The organism is uncultured Methanobrevibacter sp. (assembly GCF_946184425.1).
Lineage (GTDB): Archaea > Methanobacteriota > Methanobacteria > Methanobacteriales > Methanobacteriaceae > Methanocatella.
Window position 1 is genome coordinate 1 of record NZ_CAMHFP010000005.1, and the last position, 17,795, is coordinate 17,795.

General features: G+C 31.6%; 18 protein-coding genes. 9 read left to right on the forward strand and 9 right to left on the reverse strand.

The window, feature by feature from the left end:
- Nucleotides 1–119: 119 nt before the first annotated feature.
- From Q0P94_RS01490 to Q0P94_RS01510, 5 genes are all read right to left on the reverse strand, one after another.
- Entirely contained in the window at nucleotides 120–1,421 is a 1,302-nt protein-coding gene (locus Q0P94_RS01490) for a hypothetical protein (RefSeq protein WP_295112969.1), read from the reverse strand.
- 509 nt (nucleotides 1,422–1,930) lie between these two features.
- Nucleotides 1,931–2,836 carry an AEC family transporter gene (locus Q0P94_RS01495; protein WP_292744735.1) on the reverse strand — a complete coding sequence of 302 codons (906 nt, stop codon included), beginning with the start codon at nucleotides 2,834–2,836 and terminating at the stop codon, nucleotides 1,931–1,933.
- A 79-nt stretch (nucleotides 2,837–2,915) separates the two neighbouring features.
- Entirely contained in the window at nucleotides 2,916–4,412 is a 1,497-nt protein-coding gene (locus Q0P94_RS01500) for a transposase (RefSeq protein ID WP_292744737.1), read from the reverse strand.
- Between the two features lie 290 nt (nucleotides 4,413–4,702).
- Entirely contained in the window at nucleotides 4,703–4,984 is a 282-nt protein-coding gene (locus Q0P94_RS01505) for a hypothetical protein (RefSeq protein WP_295112974.1), read from the reverse strand.
- Nucleotides 4,977–5,273, reverse strand: coding sequence for a hypothetical protein (locus Q0P94_RS01510; protein WP_295112977.1), 297 nt, complete (start codon nucleotides 5,271–5,273; stop codon nucleotides 4,977–4,979). Before Q0P94_RS01510 ends, Q0P94_RS01505 begins: the two co-directional genes overlap by 8 nt.
- A 489-nt stretch (nucleotides 5,274–5,762) precedes the next feature.
- Between Q0P94_RS01510 and tfrB the strand changes: the two genes are divergently transcribed.
- From tfrB to glyS, 5 genes are read left to right on the forward strand one after another with little or no spacing between them, the layout of a single operon-like run.
- Nucleotides 5,763–7,238, forward strand: a complete 1,476-nt coding sequence (gene tfrB, locus Q0P94_RS01515) for a fumarate reductase (CoM/CoB) subunit TfrB (protein WP_295113183.1) — start codon at nucleotides 5,763–5,765, stop codon at nucleotides 7,236–7,238.
- A 12-nt stretch (nucleotides 7,239–7,250) separates the two neighbouring features.
- A complete protein-coding gene (locus Q0P94_RS01520; RefSeq protein ID WP_295112980.1) occupies nucleotides 7,251–8,159 on the forward strand; it encodes a TrmJ/YjtD family RNA methyltransferase in 909 nt (302 codons plus the stop codon).
- The gene (locus Q0P94_RS01525; protein ID WP_295112983.1) at nucleotides 8,156–8,983 is read left to right on the forward strand and encodes a 4Fe-4S binding protein; all 828 of its coding nucleotides are present in this window, start codon (nucleotides 8,156–8,158) and stop codon (nucleotides 8,981–8,983) included. Before Q0P94_RS01520 ends, Q0P94_RS01525 begins: the two co-directional genes overlap by 4 nt.
- Before the next feature lie 17 nt (nucleotides 8,984–9,000).
- Nucleotides 9,001–9,588, forward strand: a complete 588-nt coding sequence (gene dcd / locus Q0P94_RS01530) for a dCTP deaminase (RefSeq protein ID WP_295112987.1) — start codon at nucleotides 9,001–9,003, stop codon at nucleotides 9,586–9,588.
- A 12-nt stretch (nucleotides 9,589–9,600) separates the two neighbouring features.
- Nucleotides 9,601–11,295 carry a glycine--tRNA ligase gene (glyS, locus tag Q0P94_RS01535; RefSeq protein WP_295112990.1) on the forward strand — a complete coding sequence of 565 codons (1,695 nt, stop codon included), beginning with the start codon at nucleotides 9,601–9,603 and terminating at the stop codon, nucleotides 11,293–11,295.
- 9 nt (nucleotides 11,296–11,304) lie between these two features.
- On the opposite strand, the gene Q0P94_RS01540 is transcribed toward glyS, so the two are convergent.
- Nucleotides 11,305–12,081, reverse strand: coding sequence for a winged helix-turn-helix domain-containing protein (locus Q0P94_RS01540; protein ID WP_295112992.1), 777 nt, complete (start codon nucleotides 12,079–12,081; stop codon nucleotides 11,305–11,307).
- Nucleotides 12,082–12,267: 186 nt separating this feature from the next.
- Between Q0P94_RS01540 and Q0P94_RS01545 the strand changes: the two genes are divergently transcribed.
- Both Q0P94_RS01545 and Q0P94_RS01550 read left to right on the forward strand, forming a co-directional pair.
- The gene (locus tag Q0P94_RS01545; protein ID WP_295112995.1) at nucleotides 12,268–13,032 is read left to right on the forward strand and encodes a TatD family hydrolase; all 765 of its coding nucleotides are present in this window, start codon (nucleotides 12,268–12,270) and stop codon (nucleotides 13,030–13,032) included.
- 75 nt (nucleotides 13,033–13,107) lie between these two features.
- Nucleotides 13,108–14,001, forward strand: a complete 894-nt coding sequence (locus Q0P94_RS01550; protein WP_295112997.1) for a TDT family transporter — start codon at nucleotides 13,108–13,110, stop codon at nucleotides 13,999–14,001.
- Between the two features lie 7 nt (nucleotides 14,002–14,008).
- On the opposite strand, the gene Q0P94_RS01555 is transcribed toward Q0P94_RS01550, so the two are convergent.
- Entirely contained in the window at nucleotides 14,009–14,575 is a 567-nt protein-coding gene (locus Q0P94_RS01555; protein ID WP_295112999.1) for a cell division protein SepF, read from the reverse strand.
- A gap of 5 nt (nucleotides 14,576–14,580) precedes the next feature.
- The gene (locus Q0P94_RS01560; RefSeq protein WP_295113002.1) at nucleotides 14,581–15,633 is read right to left on the reverse strand and encodes a DUF1611 domain-containing protein; all 1,053 of its coding nucleotides are present in this window, start codon (nucleotides 15,631–15,633) and stop codon (nucleotides 14,581–14,583) included.
- 187 nt (nucleotides 15,634–15,820) lie between these two features.
- On the opposite strand from Q0P94_RS01560, the gene Q0P94_RS01565 reads away from it, so the two are divergent.
- Together Q0P94_RS01565 and Q0P94_RS01570 are read left to right on the forward strand one after the other, a co-directional pair.
- Nucleotides 15,821–16,765: a 3H domain-containing protein gene (locus Q0P94_RS01565; protein ID WP_295113004.1), complete on the forward strand. Its 945-nt coding sequence runs from the start codon at nucleotides 15,821–15,823 to the stop codon at nucleotides 16,763–16,765.
- Nucleotides 16,758–17,339 (forward strand): ZPR1 zinc finger domain-containing protein, encoded by a 582-nt coding sequence (locus tag Q0P94_RS01570; protein ID WP_295113006.1) that lies wholly within the window; start codon nucleotides 16,758–16,760, stop codon nucleotides 17,337–17,339. The genes Q0P94_RS01565 and Q0P94_RS01570 overlap by 8 nt, the downstream gene beginning before the upstream one ends.
- A gap of 6 nt (nucleotides 17,340–17,345) precedes the next feature.
- Here the strand turns inward: Q0P94_RS01570 and Q0P94_RS01575 are convergent, their stop codons facing one another.
- A complete protein-coding gene (locus Q0P94_RS01575) occupies nucleotides 17,346–17,786 on the reverse strand; it encodes a hypothetical protein (protein WP_295113009.1) in 441 nt (146 codons plus the stop codon).
- Nucleotides 17,787–17,795 lie beyond the last annotated feature (9 nt).

The following is a 17,795-nucleotide window of genomic DNA, read 5'->3' on the forward strand; positions in this document are numbered from 1 at the left end:
TGGAATGACAATCGCAAAAAGGATTTTGAAAATCAACAAAGTTTTTGAAAGAGTCCATTATCACATTTTTATTATATTAATTATTATATTATTTATTACTTATTTTATATAAATCTTTATTATATTTCAGTACCGCTTTCACTAACAATTCTCTCACCGACAGGCTGCTCCTCTTCAAAGTTACTGAGATAATTCTTATAGATTTCATCACCTTCAGCTGAAAGCTCCATGACATATTTCACAACATCATCTCTTGAATAGCTGAAGTAAACATCATAAGTTTCTTTAATGCCCATTAAATCCCTCTGCCTTTTTAACAATTCATTGCAGTGTTTTAAAACCCATTTCTGGTCATTTGCCACATTAACAATGAATCCAGTAATAGCTGAATCGTTAATGTACTCGGCCACATTCTGGTTAGACCTTTCATTACCTGCTTGAGACTGAGGAGTTACAAAAGTCCTTAAAATATTATTTCTAAAGATTTCAGTCTGCCTAGTATAGTCTGACTGGTAGTTGTTACCCCCCAAAATTTTAGATTCAATACCTGGAGGCACAATAGCTACATTACTTCCAGCAGTTGTACCATAATCAGCATAAAGATTTTCTTTAGCTGTGGATGAAAGCTCAGTAATGTAAGGCTGGCCGTTAGCGTCCATTGCAGGCTTTACTTCAATAATATTATCCTTATTAATTCTCTCTACCTGGTTTCTTTCAAGATTGCACTTGTGATAGATATCGTCCAGGCAATTCAATATAATGCTTTGAGCTTCAGAATAGATTTCATTATACATGAAGTTAATAACCTCATCCGGCTCGTATTGGACCGTTAATGTTCCCTCTTCAACACTAACGAAGTTATTGAACTCTTCAGGACTTCCATTAACAACATCCTTAGGCATTTCATGAAGATATAGCTGCACTTCATTATCATCATTAAACTCTTTCTTAAGGCCATAACCTGTGGCGCCGATTTCTAAAAATATAGGTTTAATGTATTTCCCAATATCCTTGTCCCATCGCTCTACAGGTTTAATAACACCCTCACCATCGACCATCCCTCCTTGCAGGATATTTTTAGCAACTTGGCTGATGTCAATCTTTCTCGCCCACAGGATCAAAGTCAATTTCTGTTCAGCTGAAAGCTTGTTGTCCTTGTCCACCAGAACCAGATTTACATTAGCTTTATCAATTCTATTTTTCAAAATACCTGAAGTATAACCGTCAAGCTTAACAGCATAACGTGCATTAGCTATAGTTTTATTAATCACTGGAGGAAGTGCATCAATCAAATCAAGACCAGTATTGATTCCATCAGTTCTAGGCTGCCTTTCATCCTCTCCCCAATAGCTACGCTTAGTATTATACTGTTCCACACGATTATTCAATAATCTAGTTTTAATATAATCAGTAAGTCCCATATCAACCATTTCCAAATAAGTGTTTCTATTGAATACACTTTTATTATTTTTTTTATTATATTATTTATATAAAATTAGTAATAAAATTAATGCATATGGAACAATGAAAAAATAAAATATTAATTTAAATTTTTAATTAATTAATAAATACAGTGACAGACGTAAACACCTATCCTTAATTCTTCATTATCTATTTTTTCTTCTGCCATATTTAATTCACCTTGTACAAGTCGTGAAAAATATCTAATATATATAAAAAATTGCAATTTAAAATTAGTTTGTAAAAATTTTTACATAGTATTAGATATACTAATGTAGTTAATACACATATATAAAGCTATCCATAAAAAGCTTGGAGTAAACTTTATATACTATGAGAGAAAATCTCTTTAAAATTAGCTTTAAATTTAAAATTAACGTGAAATTTAAAGTATTAAGTCAAATAAAGGATAATTTTCCTTTTTTGATTAAATGATAAATTTAGGTTAATTTAAATTTATACTTTTTTTCTAAATTAACATGATTACTGCCGGCAGTGTAATCAAAGAGATTACAGTGTTGATCAATATGCAGTCCGAGGTCAACTCATAATCAAGTTTATATGTAATTGCAAGTAACAATGACATCATCCCTGCGGGCATTGCGGCCTCAACAATGGAAATTTTAAACTGAAGGTCAACCAGCCCAAGCTGTGTTGCAACAACAAAGGCAACAATAGGGAAAAACATCAGTTTCATGATTGAAGTAAAAACAATCATGGATTTGCTTCTTTTGATAGCTGAAAAATCAATAGACAAACCCAAGGCAATCATGATTAAAGGAATAGCCCCCTGACCTAGATAATTAACAGTATTGTCAATGACAGGCCCTATAGGAATGTTGATAAAATTAAATACAAGCCCTAAAATCACAGCCCACAACGGCGGGAAAAATGTAATCTTTTTTACTGCAGTCTTGACTGTACCGCCAAACTTTAAAATCAGCACAAAAGACAAGATTAGAAAAATGCATAATGTGGCAATATCACAGAATATGGCTCTTAAAAAACCTTCCTGGCCAAAAATACCTAAAGTAACGGGATAACCCATAAATGCAGTATTCGCAATCATTACAGTTACCAATACACTCCACAGTGTAATATCATCTAATTTCAACTGTTTTAAAATAAAAAATGAAACTATACCCGTAACAACTGAAGAAGCCAAAATAACTAGAGGCAATATTCCCAGTTTAGAGATTAATGATAAATCAGCAGAGTACAAAGCATGAAAAATCATGCAGGGAAGTAAAATATACATCACTATCTTATTGAATGGGTCTATGTCCTTTTCACTTAAAAAATCAATCCTTTTAAGGAAATATCCCAACCCAATCATTATAATGATTGATAAAATAGTAACTGCAATTTCATTCATAAAATAATATTAGATAAAAAAAGTATAAAAAAGTTTGGGTTCCGCCAAAATTGAATTTTGGCTGACTTGTTGATTTTTTTTAAAATATTGTTACATCGAGTTTTAATTGGTTTTTTATGGATGTGCTTTCGCAGAAATCTTCTAGGTCTTCTGTTGTGTTTTCTATTTCTTGTTTTATGTTATGTAGTCGTATTAAATTATATGCAAGTGCATCTAAGCATATTCTTTCTTCTGTTTTTACCATTCCGATGACTACTTCTTTTTCTATTTGGAATTGTTCTTTTAATATTCCAAATGGTCCTTCAACGCTTGATCTTTTGGCGTATTCGTCTTTATATTCTTGTTTTTCCATTTTTTGGTTCATTGCTTTTTGCATTTCTGATCCGTATTCTGTGATGGTTCTGTGTGTTTGTGAGTCTGAACAGCATTTGTTTCGTGCAGGGCAGTGTTTGCATGCTTCGTAATTGTTGTAGAGTCTTTTTATTTTGTCTGGTTTTTCTGGGTCTTTGTGTGGTTCGATATATTTTGCAAAAAAGTGCAAATAGTTTCCTTCTGGACATTTAAATGCATCTAATTCGTAATCGTAGTCGAAATGGTCTTTGTGATATGGATTTTCGTTTAATTTTCCGATTTTTTCTTTGGATTGTTTTCTTGTTGGTATCAATCCGTTAATTTTCTTATCTGCTAAGTATGATAAGCTTATTTGATTTAAGTATATTGTATCGGCGCTTATGTATTTTGGTGTTGTTTGTATGTTTCTTATTGCTCTTTCTGCGATTGGTGGGAGTTCATAATGGTCAGTAGGGTTTTGTGTGACGTTTATTGCACAGATTAATTTAGTGTCGTAATCGACTGCAGATTGGATATTATAGGCAACCATGAAGTTTCCTTTCTTTCCTTTCATAAATCTTGCTTCAATATCGTTTACTGGTATTCTGTCTTGTCCTGTGAATGTGAACTGTGTTTCTATTCCATATAATAGTTCTAATTTATCTTCATCATTCATGTCTTTCTTTTCCAATAATCTTTGGGCTGGTTTATGGAGTTTTTCAAGGCATTGAGGGTCGATTGGTCGTCCTTCATAGTAATCGACTAATATTTGTGTTTCTTTTTTGGTGATTGTGTTGTTGTTGGAATTGTATGCTTTTTTGATGGTTCCATCAATGGCAACGTGATTAAATTCTGTGAATCCTTCATCAAAGGCCTTTTTTAAGGTCATTTGCAATAATACTTCGAAATACTGGCCGTATTCTCTTCGATATCTTTGAATTGATCTCTCAGAAGGTCTGATATCATCACAAACGTATTTAAATATGTCATGGTATCTTGCCATGTCTGCAATTATTGATGTTCTATCAATATGTTGGATTTTAGCATAAATTAGCAATTTTAACATTGAATCTACTGGAAGAGAGTCTCTTCCTTTCTTTTTCTTCGGTTCTTTAATATTTAAAAGTGGAAAAACTTCTTCAACAAATTCCACAACAAAATGAGAAATATGATTCTCTGGAACGTTCCAATCAAGAGTCTTAATACCCAATTTTGTCTGATTCCTATCAAATTTTCTTTTAACCATAAATAACAACACCAAAACAACTTATACCTAATATAAAATATGTACAACAAAGTATATAAACTTAACTATCTTAAAATCATTAAAAACAAAAAATAAAAATAAAATAAAACCAAATAACAATTTAAAAAATAATAAACTTAAATTAAATAAAATAAATAAAAATTAGTTTAAAAATATGGAAAATAATGAAAATTAAGCCAAAAATTTTTTCGACAAAAAATTAAAAATCAATTTTGGCGGACACCCTCCATTTAGAAAAAAAAAACAAAAAATAAAAGGAAAAAAAAGAATTAAGGGAAAAGATTTACTCCACAAGCTTCAATCATGGACTGGAAACCTAAAATAATGATAACTACTCCACCGAATATTTCAATATAATCGGCATATTTGATAGCAACTTTAGTCCCATATGTTCCAAGCAGGAACCAAACGATTACTGCAATTAAACTTAATCCCCCTAAAATATACGGATTAACATGCGCAACTGCACCTTGTGAAGCTAGGACTAAATTTTCTATGTTCCCAAAAATAATCAAACCAGAAAATGGAGCATAGTCTTTTAAATTAACCATTATTCTCGCCTCTTTCTTTTTTTTCAATATTTTGGACAGCACCATGAATTGCTTGGACACCCAATATGACTATTGCAAGCCCCCCAATAAATGTAATATAGTTTGAATATTGGATTGCCACTTCGGTAGCTAAAGTCCCAATAGTTAACCATATTATTACAGCAATAATACTTAATCCACCTAATATTTTAGGATCAGCACCCTGAACAACACCTTGTGATGCTAGAATCAGGTTTTCAATATTCCCAAAAATAATTAAACCTATAAACGGCAAAAATGCTTCTAACAAAATTATCACCAAAAGATTATTTATCTTTAATAGTATTTAAATGTAAAATATATTATTAAGTGAAATAGATGAAATATTTACAAATTAAATAATTTACAACTAGTTAATAAACAAAACAAAATAAATGATACCGTATCAGTTTCAATATATTATTTTCCCCATTGTCATCTACTTGTCACATTTTATTAATCCCCATTAGTTTGGTGAATTGATTTTGATTTGTCAACTGCATTTATTAAACTAAACCTAAATAATTTTTAAAAAATACATTGCTAAGGTTTTATTGAATTAACCGATATTTCTGCAAGTTATTGAATAAAAAAACAAAATTTATGAAATGTAAAAATTTTTACAAATTAAATAATAAATAGCCGAAATCATATGAGAGCAATATTTTTACAACAACAATAGTAAGTATAATATATTTGTTAGGATACAAATATTATATTATAATATTTTATAAGCTTTTAATAATGTTGGAGGGAAATGATGATTAAAGTATATGTTTCAAGGTTCAATAGCGAAACTGACAAAGAACCTCATTTAGAGTGTTATGAAATCGAAAAAACACCTCAAATGAAAGTATTAGATGCACTTCAAGCTATTAACGAAAAATATGATGCAGACATCAGTTTTAGAAGTTCATGTAGAGCAGGACAATGCGGGTCATGTGGCATACTATTTAAAGGAAATGGTGCTCTTGCCTGTCAAAAAGAGATTAAAGATGGGGCAATAATTGAACCGTTGAATTTCCCAGTGATTAAAGATTTGATTGTTGATAAATCAAGTATTGAAGCTAAAGTTAAAGATTTGGAATTATCCCTTCAATGTGACCATAAATGCAATGAGCTCGATACTTCAATAACAAAAGAAGACACAAAAGATACCAAGAAAGTGAGAAGCTGTATAGAATGTTATTCCTGCCTTTCAACATGTCCGGTCGTCAATATAGCAACTGAAGAGTTTGGTGGACCATACTTGATGAGATACATAAACAAATTCGAAACCGACCCTAGAGAAAACTTCGACAGACTCAAGGAGGCACTCGATGAAGGATTATATAACTGTACCAGTTGCGGAAAATGTTTGTCTGTTTGTCCTAAAAACATAAACACATTTGGTGATGCAATCGAAAAAATGAGAGCAATTGCAGTCGCTAACGGTTCAGGACCTCTTCCAGAACATGTGGCCTTTAAAGAAAACATCTTAAAAAGTGGAAGATCTGTAAAAACGGATAAAATTCCATTCATTGAACAGGTTGAAAACTACAAAGGTTCAAAAATTGCATTCTTTACCGGATGTATGGTTGACTACAAATTCCCGGAAATCGGCGAAATATTAATTGATGTTTTAAATGAAAATGGAATTGATATTGATGTTCCGGAAGGTCAGGTTTGTTGCGGTTCCCCACTTCTAAGAACCGGACAAACTGAAATAGTTCAGAACCTTGTCGATAAAAATAAAGAAGTTTTTAAGGATTACGATACAATCATTACAATATGTTCAGGCTGTGGATCCACACTTAAAAATAACCACCCCGAATTCGGTTCAAAACTGCATGTAATGGACATTAGTGAATTTTTAGTGGACAAACTGGACACCAGTAAATTAAAAGAAGTTGACATGACTGTTACTTATCATGACCCATGTCATTTAGGCAGAGGACAAGGCATAAAAGACCAACCCCGTGAAATTATAGAAATGATTCCCGGAGTCGAGTTTAATGAAATGAAATATCCATGTCAATGCTGCGGAGCCGGAGGAGGGATAAAATCAGGAAAACCTGAAATTGCAATGGATTTATCAAAATCCAAAGCAGAAATGATAAAAGAAACTGGTGCAGATGCAGTTATTACCATCTGTCCATTCTGCAAATTAAATATTCAAGACGGATTAAATGAAATCGGCTGTGAAAACATACAAACAATGCACATGCTTGAATTACTGAAAAAATCTTACGAATAACCAAATTAGGAGTTGATTAATATAGGAGATACTGCTGTAAGTGAACAAAAAGTCGTGGAAACCAATGCAATAAGTTCACCAGAAAAAAAGGAAGAAAGCGAAGCAGAAAAAAAATCAACTTCTACAAAAAAATCCAAAGGAAGGAGTCAGTCCCGAGGAACTGCAAGAGCAAAACTTACACGTGAAAATGAAGAAAAAGAAGTGAGTTTTTTCAAGGAAAATATTTATATTGTTTTTGTGGAATGTGAAACTCCTGGAAATGTTGGATTTCTTGCAAGAACTATGGCAAACTTTGGATTGAAAAATTTAGTACTTATAAATCCTCCAAAATTAACAAATGAAGCATATTATCAAGCCACACATGGAAAATACATTGTTGAAAATGCGAAGATTTATAAAACTTTGGATGAATTTTACCAATCAAAAAGGATTGATTTTAAAGTTGCGTCTACAGGAATGGCTGGTGGAAGTTATAATCTTTCTAGAATACCTATAAAACCGGAAGAGTTAGGAAAGTCCTTGAATGTCTCAAATAAGATAGCAATATTATTTGGAAGAGAAGGGGACGGGCTTTCAAATAAAGAAATTGATGACTGCGATATCTGTGTTTCCATTCCTACAGATCCCACCTATCCAATAATGAACATATCCCATGCAGCAGCAATAATATTTTATGAATTATTTAAAAATAAGCACGAATATGGAGTGGAAGGTTTAAATGAAAGCACACCTCTAGAAAAAGATTACTTATTAAATGATATGAAGGAAATAATTGATTTCTTGAATATTCCAGAACATAAAAAGAAAAATGGATTGAAAACATTTAATAACATTATCTCAAGAGCCTTCATAACAGGTAGAGAAGCACACACATTCAAAGGCATTTTAAGACGAGTAAAAAATAAGTTGGGTGAACAATGAGAAGAATAAGTTTTGCGGACATCAGCATATTTGTCCTTAAGTATATTTTCAATTGGAGATTTAGGATAGCTGAAATCACAAAAAAATCAAGAATTTATAAAAAGTTCATAGATAAACTTCTCTTTGAGGACGATGAAATTGTAGTAATTCCCAATACAATCAATATTAATAAGAAAATTGAATCAGAAGGTTCCGAATTTCTGCCAACTGAAGTTATTAAGGACGTCATCAGACGTTGCGACGACATTGTAATCATGAATTCCTGCTTATGCAGAACTTCAAATAAATGTGAAGACTATCCACGGGATATAGGATGTATTTTCCTTGGACCGACTGCCAAAAAAATTCCAAAAAATATTGGAAAATCTGCAACTGTGGAAGAGGCATTGGCTCAAGTAGATAAAGCTGATGCAGCAGGTTTAAGTCATATTATTGGAAGAAATAAAATTGATACCGTTTGGATGAATGTGAGACCTGGAAAAGGATTACTTACAATATGCCACTGCTGTCCATGCTGCTGTCTTTGGAAAGTCTATCCGAATTTAGATACGGACATAAGTGACAAGCTAGAGAAACTTGATGGAATAACAGTCCAACTTCATGAAGAAAATTGTAGAATGTGCAAGAAATGTTTAAAAGAAGTTTGTATGTTCAAGGCAATTAGTTTAAAAGACAATAAAATTTCCATTGATTATGATAACTGCAAAGGCTGTGGTCTTTGCGTTAATGCATGTAAATTTGATGCAATCACAATCGATTATACTGATAAAACTATTGAAAATGTAGTCAATAGAATTGATAATTTATATGAAAAAGAATTATAAACTACTTGTGTGAAAATATGGCAATTTTAAGTGATAAAACTATAAAAGAATATTTAAATGAGGAAAAAATAGCTATTGAACCTCTTTTAGATGAAAAACAAATACAACCATCTTCTGTTGACATGAGACTTGGAGATGAATTTAAAGTATTTAAAGTTATTAGAAAACCTTATATTGATCCGAAAGATGAAGAAGACATTGCTTCATATATGGAATCAACAACCGTTAAAGAAGGCGAAGCATTTATAATACATCCTAATGAATTTGCACTTGCAACAACATTGGAATATGTTAAAGTGCCGGAAGATTTAGTGGCAAGAGTTGAAGGCCGTTCCAGTATGGGACGATTAGGAGTTACAATGCACGTCACTGCAGGTTTTATAGATCCTGGATTTGAAGGAAAAATCACCCTGGAAATTTCCAACATCGGTGCAATGCCTGTAGCACTTTATCCCGGACAAAGAGTGTGTCAGATAGTATTTGAAACAATGACAACACCTTCAGAAGTGCCATATGGACATCCAGATAGAAATAGTAAATATATGGGTCAGACTCGTCCCGAAAGCAGTAGAGTTAAATTAGATTATGAATTAAAAAAAGATTAGGAGATAAAGTTTATGAATCATGATAAAATGACCAATATTAGTGCAAAAAGAGGATTTTTATGGCCTTCTTTTGAAATTTATTCAGGAGTGTCCGGTTTTACTGATTACGGACCTCTTGGAGCAAGTTTGAAAAATAATATTATGCAAAAATGGAGGAAACAATATGTTTCCGGTGAAGGATTTTATGAAATTGAAGGTCCTACCGTAATGCCTAAAGAAGTTCTAAAAGCATCAGGACATGTTGACAACTTTACTGATCCCATGTGCAAATGTGAAAAATGTGGAGAAGTGTTCAGGGCAGACCACATCATTGAAGAGGTAATTGGTGAAGATGTGGAAAGCCTTGAAAATGAAGAGCTTGACCAAATTGTTATTGACAATAACATAACCTGTCCCGAATGTGGCGGTAAATTATCAAATATCTGGAACTATAACCTAATGTTTAAAACTGAAATTGGTGCGAAAGGAGATAAAGTAGGTTATATGAGACCTGAAACCGCTCAAGGAATATTTATTTTATTCAAACGTTTGGAAAGATTTTTCAGAGGAAAACTCCCATTCGGAGCAGTTCAACTTGGAAAAGCATATAGAAATGAAATTTCACCAAGACAGGGAGTTATCAGACTAAGAGAATTCACACAAGCGGAAGCTGAAATATTTTTAAATCCGAAAGATAAAACCCATCCTAAGTTTGCACAGATTGAAAATGAGATTTTAACATTAAACTCACAGGAAGTTCAGGAAAACAACACTGAACCTATACAGATTACTGCACGTGAAGCACTAGACAAAGGTATTGTAGCTAATGAAATGCTGATTTATCAATTATACTTAGCCCGTAAATTTTTAAATGAAATAGGCATTCCAAATGATGTTTTAAGATTCAGACAACATTTAAAAGGAGAAATGGCACATTATGCTCTTGACTGTTGGGATGTTGAAGTGAAAACCGATAAATACGGTTGGGTTGAAATCATTGGAATTGCAGACAGAGGAGATTACGATTTATCTTCCCACTCAAAATTCAGTAATGATGAATTAAATGTATTCGTGGAATATGACGAACCTAAAAAAGTTCAAAAAACAATCGTCAAACCAAATTTATCAAAATTCGGACCTATCTTCAAAGGAGATTCCCCTAAAGTAAAACAGGCAATCGAAAGTGCAAATCCCAAAGATATAAAAGAAGCTCTTGAAAAAGATGGTAAATTCACTGTTGAATTGGATAAAGTTTATGAAGTGGATGAGGAATTGCTCATTTTTGAAGATGTGGAAGAAGAAATTACCGGAGAAAAGATTGTTCCCCACGTAATAGAACCATCATTCGGTATTGACCGTATTGTTTATTCCGTATTATTGCATTCATTTACCGAAACTGATGAAAAAGACTATTTTAAATTTAATAAGACCATAGCTCCAGTGCAAGTTGGAGTATTTCCTCTTGTGAATAAGGAAGGACCTCGTGAAATAGCTCAGGAATTAACTGAAAAATTAAGAATGTCCGGATTTAGAGTTGAATATGATGCAACAGGAACAATCGGTAAAAGATATGCAAGAGCTGATGAAATCGGTATTCCACTCGCAGTTACTGTTGACTTTGACACCCTTGAAGACCATCAGGTCACTGTAAGAGACAGGGACAGTGAAGCTCAAGAAAGAATATCTATCGATGAATTGAATGAATATTTAGAAAAATATTATAAATGAGTTTAAAACTCATTTATTTTTATTCTTAAAATTTTCAAATAGGTTTTCTGCCCATTTGATTGAATCTTTATTTTTAGAAACCAGTAACCTGTTTTGATCAAAAAAACCATCTTCCTTAAACAAACCCAATATCATCACACTATCTGTAAGAATCAGTAAGAAATTATTTTCTTCATTAAAAGAAGATAAGTTCTCAATGTTTGAATCCTCTTTAAAAATATGAAAAATGTTTTTATATACAATGGCTTCAACATACTTGTCTCCTTCAACCAGATTATCCAACTGTTTATTGAACTTCTCATAATAAAATGGTAAAATACACCTAACTGAATTTGCCTGTTGTAAAATATTTTCAATATAATTATATGTCCTGTATGCATCAATATCATTTGACTCAATCAAAGTTGCCTGACCAAGAAGATACAATTCCGCTATTGAATCATTAGGAATCATTTCAACCAAATGCTTGTCCAGTATGTTGAAAAACTTGTTTAAAGTATGGATAATTTCATTTAACTCCAATATATTTTCTATCTTTAATTTCATGCAGTTAGATAAATAATATTTACTTGATTCCCGATAAACATAATTATCCAATTCCAATTTATGCATATTACTTGATACAGAACTATAACTTAATCCAGTATCCTGAGTTAGATCTTTCATAGTTTTTGGACATTCGTATAACGTAGCCAATATTTTTATCCTTGATAATGAATTTGTCAAGTGTTTTAGCTCTTCTGAAATTGATTTATAACTTTCTAAATAATTTTTATTTTCGACCACTGTAAGACCACCTATTAGTATTACTTATTCTATTATTTTTATTACTGAAAATATAAAATCTATTGAAGTGAACAAATGCAAAAAGTAACACTACCAAAAAGTATAAAAAGATATGAATTTTGAGATATTTTTTTAAAATATAATATACATACTAAAAAGCAGATAAAAAACACAAGGAGGATAAAAATGATTGATACACACATGCATGCAGATTCAAGAAGTGGAGAAGATTTTGAAAAAATGTATTTATCAGGCATAGACACTGCAATTACATGCAGCTACTATCCTTACAAAATAGAACATGAAATGATTCTTTTAAACCATCTGAATAGGATTCTTGAATTGGATACCTCAAGAGCTAAGGAACATGGCCTTGAGCTGAAAGTAGCATTAGGAATTCATCCAACCAATTCAAATGTAAATCCTGAAAAAATTTTTGAAATGCTATACCAATGGATAGAAAATGAGCAAATTATCGCCATTGGCGAAATAGGCCTTGAAGACTTGACAAATACTGAACTAAACATATTCAAACAGCAATTGGACATTGCAGATGAAACAAAATCAAAAGTTATCATCCATACACCAAGAAAAAATAAAAAAGAAGTCATTGCCGAAATTTTAAAAATATTGCCCCAACATCTTGATGAAAAACAGGCAGTTATCGACCACATTAATCCAAAGGTCATAAAAGATGTGATAAATACCGATTGCATGCTTGGTTTAACTGTGCAACCACAAAAAATGGACAAAACAGAAGCAATATCAATATTAGATGAATACGGCTTTGACAAATTCTTGTTAAATAGTGACATAAGCAATAAACCTTCTGACCCCCTTTCAGTTCCAAAAACAATACGGGAACTGCAGAAAAAAGGATACGAAAAAAAAGAAATAGCTAAAATATCCCATAAAAATGCTGAAAATTTCTTTAATCTAAATAATATATAATCACAAAAAATACTATTTGTTGGCAATCAGATTTCCAACAATACTTTTTTAATTTTTAAAAGATAATATACAACCATGATTGAAAAAATACCAATCCCCATTTGCGGATTAATTCTTGCATTGTTTTCCCTCGGAAATCTTTTAAATGACTATAACCCTTATTTTAAGGTAATATGTGGTACAATTGGAGGGATATTCTTAATATTGATACTTGCCAAACTAATTTTATACCCCGGTAAAATAAAAGAAGATTTCAAAAATCCGATTATTGCAAGCAATTCAGGTACTTTTTCTATGAGTTTAATGATTTTATCTACATATCTCATATCATTCATGCCGAATTTTGCATATGGTGTTTGGATATTGGGAATATCATTGCATATTCTACTAATGATTTATTTCACTTATCATTTTATAATACATAACTTTGATATTTCAACAGTCTATCCGAGTTACTGGATAGTGTTTGTGGGAATAACAATGGGAGCAATAACAGCACATGCACACAATCTTGATGAAATAGGATTTATATTTTTCATTGCTGGTTTTATAGGCATGCTGATTACATTGCCTCTAGTAATATACCGATACTTAAGATACAGAGAAATTCCGGAAAGCAACAAACCATTAATCTGCATTTTTACTGCTGTTTTAAGCATATTAATTGTAGGATATATCAATTCATATAATAATATATCAATTGAATTCTTACTGATAATGTACATTTTTGCTTGCATATTCTACATATTTGCATTGTCCAAATTCATAGAATACAGAAATTTAGAATTTTATCCGAGTTTTGCGGCATTTACATTCCCTTTCGTTATAAGCGGACTTGCAACTAAAGGAGTTTTAGCAAAAATAGATTCTAATATCTTATTAAATAACATTTTAAATATAGAAATAGTAATAGCTACAGTAATTGTAGCATATGTTTTAGTAAAATATATAAAATTTTTAAGTAGATGAAATCTACTTAATTTTTCTTAACCAATTTCACTTTCTTTGGTGAAATAATAATTAAATTTTTTTCTTCTGAACGTGCAAGCAATAATGCCTGAGCACCATATCTTTCTCTCATTTTTTTGATTTTATCTCCAGCCAATCTAAAATTAGCAGGACTTTCCTTTTCTAAGAAAGATAAATCCAATATGACCGGATTTTTTTCCTCAATAACCTGATCAACAACATAGTTAACATCATCAAGTGATTTTGGTCTTATAAGAGCAATTTCATAATATGACTGTTCAGGAGTTATAACATAATCAAAATCATCATAAACCGGAGTGGATCTCGGCATAGAATTATGATTTGTATTATAATTAGGATTATACTGTTCACGAGGATTATAATCCTGTGAAGGCATTGAACCTTGAGAATCATTTTGCAGGGAATTTTGCAAATTAGAAACTCCAGATTTTATATTATCACTTAAATCATGAAATATTTCTGTAATACTAGAACCATCATCGTTTTTTTCATTATCAGATGATTCTGTTTCTTCGAATCCTAAACTTCTTTTCAAATTATCAGTGAAACCCATTATAACTACTCCTCCAAATATTCAAAAATAGCATCCAATAATTTATCAGCGCCATTGTTATATACATCCTCAGCAGGCAATCCAAATTCAGTTTCGAAAGATTCAATAGTCATGTCTGAATCTGCATTTTTGAGGTTGACTGATAAACCTACAACTTTAGTTGGTTCAACAGATTCAATAGCTTTAATTTCTTCAGCGATTCCTCTTGGTTCCCTATAAGGATGATTTGGCCTATGTCCAACAATAACCGCATCAGGAGCAGAACCTATCAATATTGCTGCAGATAAACCTCTAGGATGAGGGTTTCCATCTTCAGTTAAGCTAGATTGACCTTCAATAAAAATAATATCCGGATTTTTTGTCTCTTCCACATATTTAATAGCAGATAATACTGCTGCTGGAACATCCATTGCAGATAAACTTCCAGCTCTAAAATTAAAATCAGTTGGCTCTTCCAATCCCATTTCATCAGTAGAAATTATTGCAGGAGTTAAATTTCTTTTAATACATGCTTTACCTAATTGTTTTGTAGTGGTTCTTTTTCCACATTCCTGAGAGGTCCCCCCTACAAAAATTACTGGAGCTTTAGGAGTATAGGAAATTTTCGGTAAAACTTCACATGACCTTTCAGGAGCAGTACCAGCTATCATTTCAACAACATCCAACCTAGGACCTATTTCCTTAATAACAACATTTTTTGAGGATGCAAATTTTTTTAATGATAAGTTTTCATTTACTGACAAAGACCTGAAAGAGGTTATTACATTCAGACCTGCATCGATAGCCTGAACTGCATATTTTAATGCTGCACCTTCAGCACCTATCGGCAACATGATGACAAGAGATTTTGCATCTGGAGCCTGCTTTAAACATTCATCAAGACTCCCCACCACATTATGTCCACAAAAATCTTTTCCTTGTTTATTTACATTATCATCAATGAAGCCAATAGCTTCAATTCCTTCAAGATTGGAGAATTTTTCTCCTCCTCCCCCACAACCCACTACAATGAATGGATTTAAATCTTGAATATCTTTAACTGATTTTACTGAATACAACAATTTCACCCCTATAAGTTATAATTTATAATTATCCCTGTAATTTATTATCCTACTATTTTTGAAAAAATCATAAAAATAATATTATATTATTAAATATAATTTTTCATATTAATAAATGTAAATGTTTTAAGAATAATAATTTATAAATATAGTATCACTAGAAAAAAATAAAGGAGAAATTCGGATGAAAAAACCTTATGTTATTTTGATTGGCAGTGCATCTGGAATTGGAAAGTCTACAATTGCTGCAGAACTAGCCAAACAACTAAATATCAAACATTTAATTGAAAGTGACTTTATTAGAGCTGTTGTTCGTGGAATTATTGGAAAAGAATATGCTCCAGCTCTTCACAGTTCATCTTATGACGCATATAAACATTTAAGAAATAAAAATCGTTTCAACAATTATGATGATCTGGTATCTGCAGGATTCGATGAACATGCAGCATATGTAATTCCTGCGCTTGAAAAAATAATTCAAAGGGCAATAACCGATTACGATGACCTCATAATTGAAGGAGTACATTTGGTTCCGGGTTTAATAGATACTGAACAGTTCAAGGAATATGCAAATATTTACTTTTTCGTATTGAGTTCAGATGAGGAATCACATAAAGAAAGATTCGTTAAACGGGCAGTCCAAATCCATAGAGGAGGAAAACAACTGGATTTCTTTAAAGAAAATAGAATTATCCATGACCATTTGCTGAAACAAGCGGAAAAAAATAATGTTGAAGTTATTAACACAGAAACAATTGAAAAATCTATCGACAGCATATTATCCATAATCAATCAGGCCTGCACAACAATAAAACTAATTAACAACGTTGATGAGCTTGAAGATGTTATAAACATTATCATTAAGGAAAATAATGGCTCAATTGAGAAAATAACATACAATATCTCCGGATTTAAAGAACCGTTAGTCAGAAACATTAAAGTTTCTGATGTTAAATCCGCTGAAAAGTTTATTAAAACTATCAGTGAAAATGAAGATAGAAAAGAGTATTTAAATAAATTATATGAATTATCAGACTACAGATCTACTGTTATCTGTGCTTCAAATCAAGAAAAAATAGATAAAATTACAAACAAATTAAAAGAAAAAGGGTATGTTTTAAATGAATGAAGAAGAAATTAATGAAATGATTATTAAATGTCCTGCATGCGGTATTGAAGGCGTAGCAAAATCAATTATGAAAGAACTTGAAATTCCTCATTTTGGTAAAGTTTTAGAAACAACAATACAATGTCCACATTGCGGATTCAGACATAGTGACGTCATAGCATTGGAACAAAATGACCCTGCAAAATATGTTATTGAAATAAATAAAAACACTTTATCAGTAAGAGTTGTAAGGTCCCAATCAGCGACTGTTTCAATACCTGAAGCAGGAGTTAAAGTGGAACCCGGTCCAAAATCAGAAGGATATGTGACAAATGTTGAAGGTATTTTGACACGTTTTGAAAGTGCTGTGAAAAAAGCATTAAACCTGTTTGATGATGAAGAATCACAAACAAATGCTAAAAACACCTTAAAACATATTCAAGAACTAAAAAAAGGAAATGGTACTGCAACCTTAATTATTTTGGATCCGTTCGGACAAAGTAATATTGTGAGTGAAAATGTAGAAATATCAGAAATTCCCGAAGAGGAATTACATGAATTAAAAACAGGTTTTATTCATATTGAAGATGATTAAAGAAGATTATTCTTCTTCAATTTCTTCATCATTGTTTGCTGAAAAGTCAGTGAATGAATCCTCTTCAACAACATCTTTTAATTTTAAAGTTTTTTGAACATCCATAGCTAATGCATTACAGTCAGCTTTAATAGCTTCTAAATGCAATAAGATTCTTTCTTTTTCTTGATTAATCCTTTCAATATTTGTGTAAGGATAAGTAGATTCCTTAAGCATTTCGTATTCAATTGTAGTGTATGGATAATCATTTAATTGTTTACATACATTTTTTAAAACATCACCTAAGAATTTGTTCATTTCAACTTTTACTCTTTCCCTAATCATTTTGTCATCGTCCAAGTTTTCTTTCATTAAACGGACAACTTCTGCTTTAGCGAAAGGTAATTTTTCTTCATCTTCATCAACAAACTCTTCAGAAGTCTCTTCAATCATTTCTTCTTCGGACATAATTACACC

Excerpts from the sequence above, each read along its gene's own strand:
- Q0P94_RS01490 (WP_295112969.1), bottom strand. The coding sequence starts at position 1,421 with ATGGGACTTACTGATTATATTAAAACTAGATTATTGAATAATCGTGTG.
- Q0P94_RS01495 (WP_292744735.1), bottom strand. The coding sequence starts at position 2,836 with ATGAATGAAATTGCAGTTACTATTTTATCAATCATTATAATGATTGGG.
- Q0P94_RS01500 (WP_292744737.1), bottom strand. The coding sequence starts at position 4,412 with ATGGTTAAAAGAAAATTTGATAGGAATCAGACAAAATTGGGTATTAAG.
- Q0P94_RS01505 (WP_295112974.1), bottom strand. The coding sequence starts at position 4,984 with ATGGTTAATTTAAAAGACTATGCTCCATTTTCTGGTTTGATTATTTTT.
- tfrB (WP_295113183.1), top strand. The coding sequence starts at position 5,763 with ATGATTAAAGTATATGTTTCAAGGTTCAATAGCGAAACTGACAAAGAA.
- Q0P94_RS01525 (WP_295112983.1), top strand. The coding sequence starts at position 8,156 with ATGAGAAGAATAAGTTTTGCGGACATCAGCATATTTGTCCTTAAGTAT.
- dcd (WP_295112987.1), top strand. The coding sequence starts at position 9,001 with ATGGCAATTTTAAGTGATAAAACTATAAAAGAATATTTAAATGAGGAA.
- glyS (WP_295112990.1), top strand. The coding sequence starts at position 9,601 with ATGAATCATGATAAAATGACCAATATTAGTGCAAAAAGAGGATTTTTA.
- Q0P94_RS01545 (WP_295112995.1), top strand. The coding sequence starts at position 12,268 with ATGATTGATACACACATGCATGCAGATTCAAGAAGTGGAGAAGATTTT.
- Q0P94_RS01550 (WP_295112997.1), top strand. The coding sequence starts at position 13,108 with ATGATTGAAAAAATACCAATCCCCATTTGCGGATTAATTCTTGCATTG.
- Q0P94_RS01555 (WP_295112999.1), bottom strand. The coding sequence starts at position 14,575 with ATGGGTTTCACTGATAATTTGAAAAGAAGTTTAGGATTCGAAGAAACA.
- Q0P94_RS01565 (WP_295113004.1), top strand. The coding sequence starts at position 15,821 with ATGAAAAAACCTTATGTTATTTTGATTGGCAGTGCATCTGGAATTGGA.
- Q0P94_RS01570 (WP_295113006.1), top strand. The coding sequence starts at position 16,758 with ATGAATGAAGAAGAAATTAATGAAATGATTATTAAATGTCCTGCATGC.
- Q0P94_RS01575 (WP_295113009.1), bottom strand. The coding sequence starts at position 17,786 with ATGTCCGAAGAAGAAATGATTGAAGAGACTTCTGAAGAGTTTGTTGAT.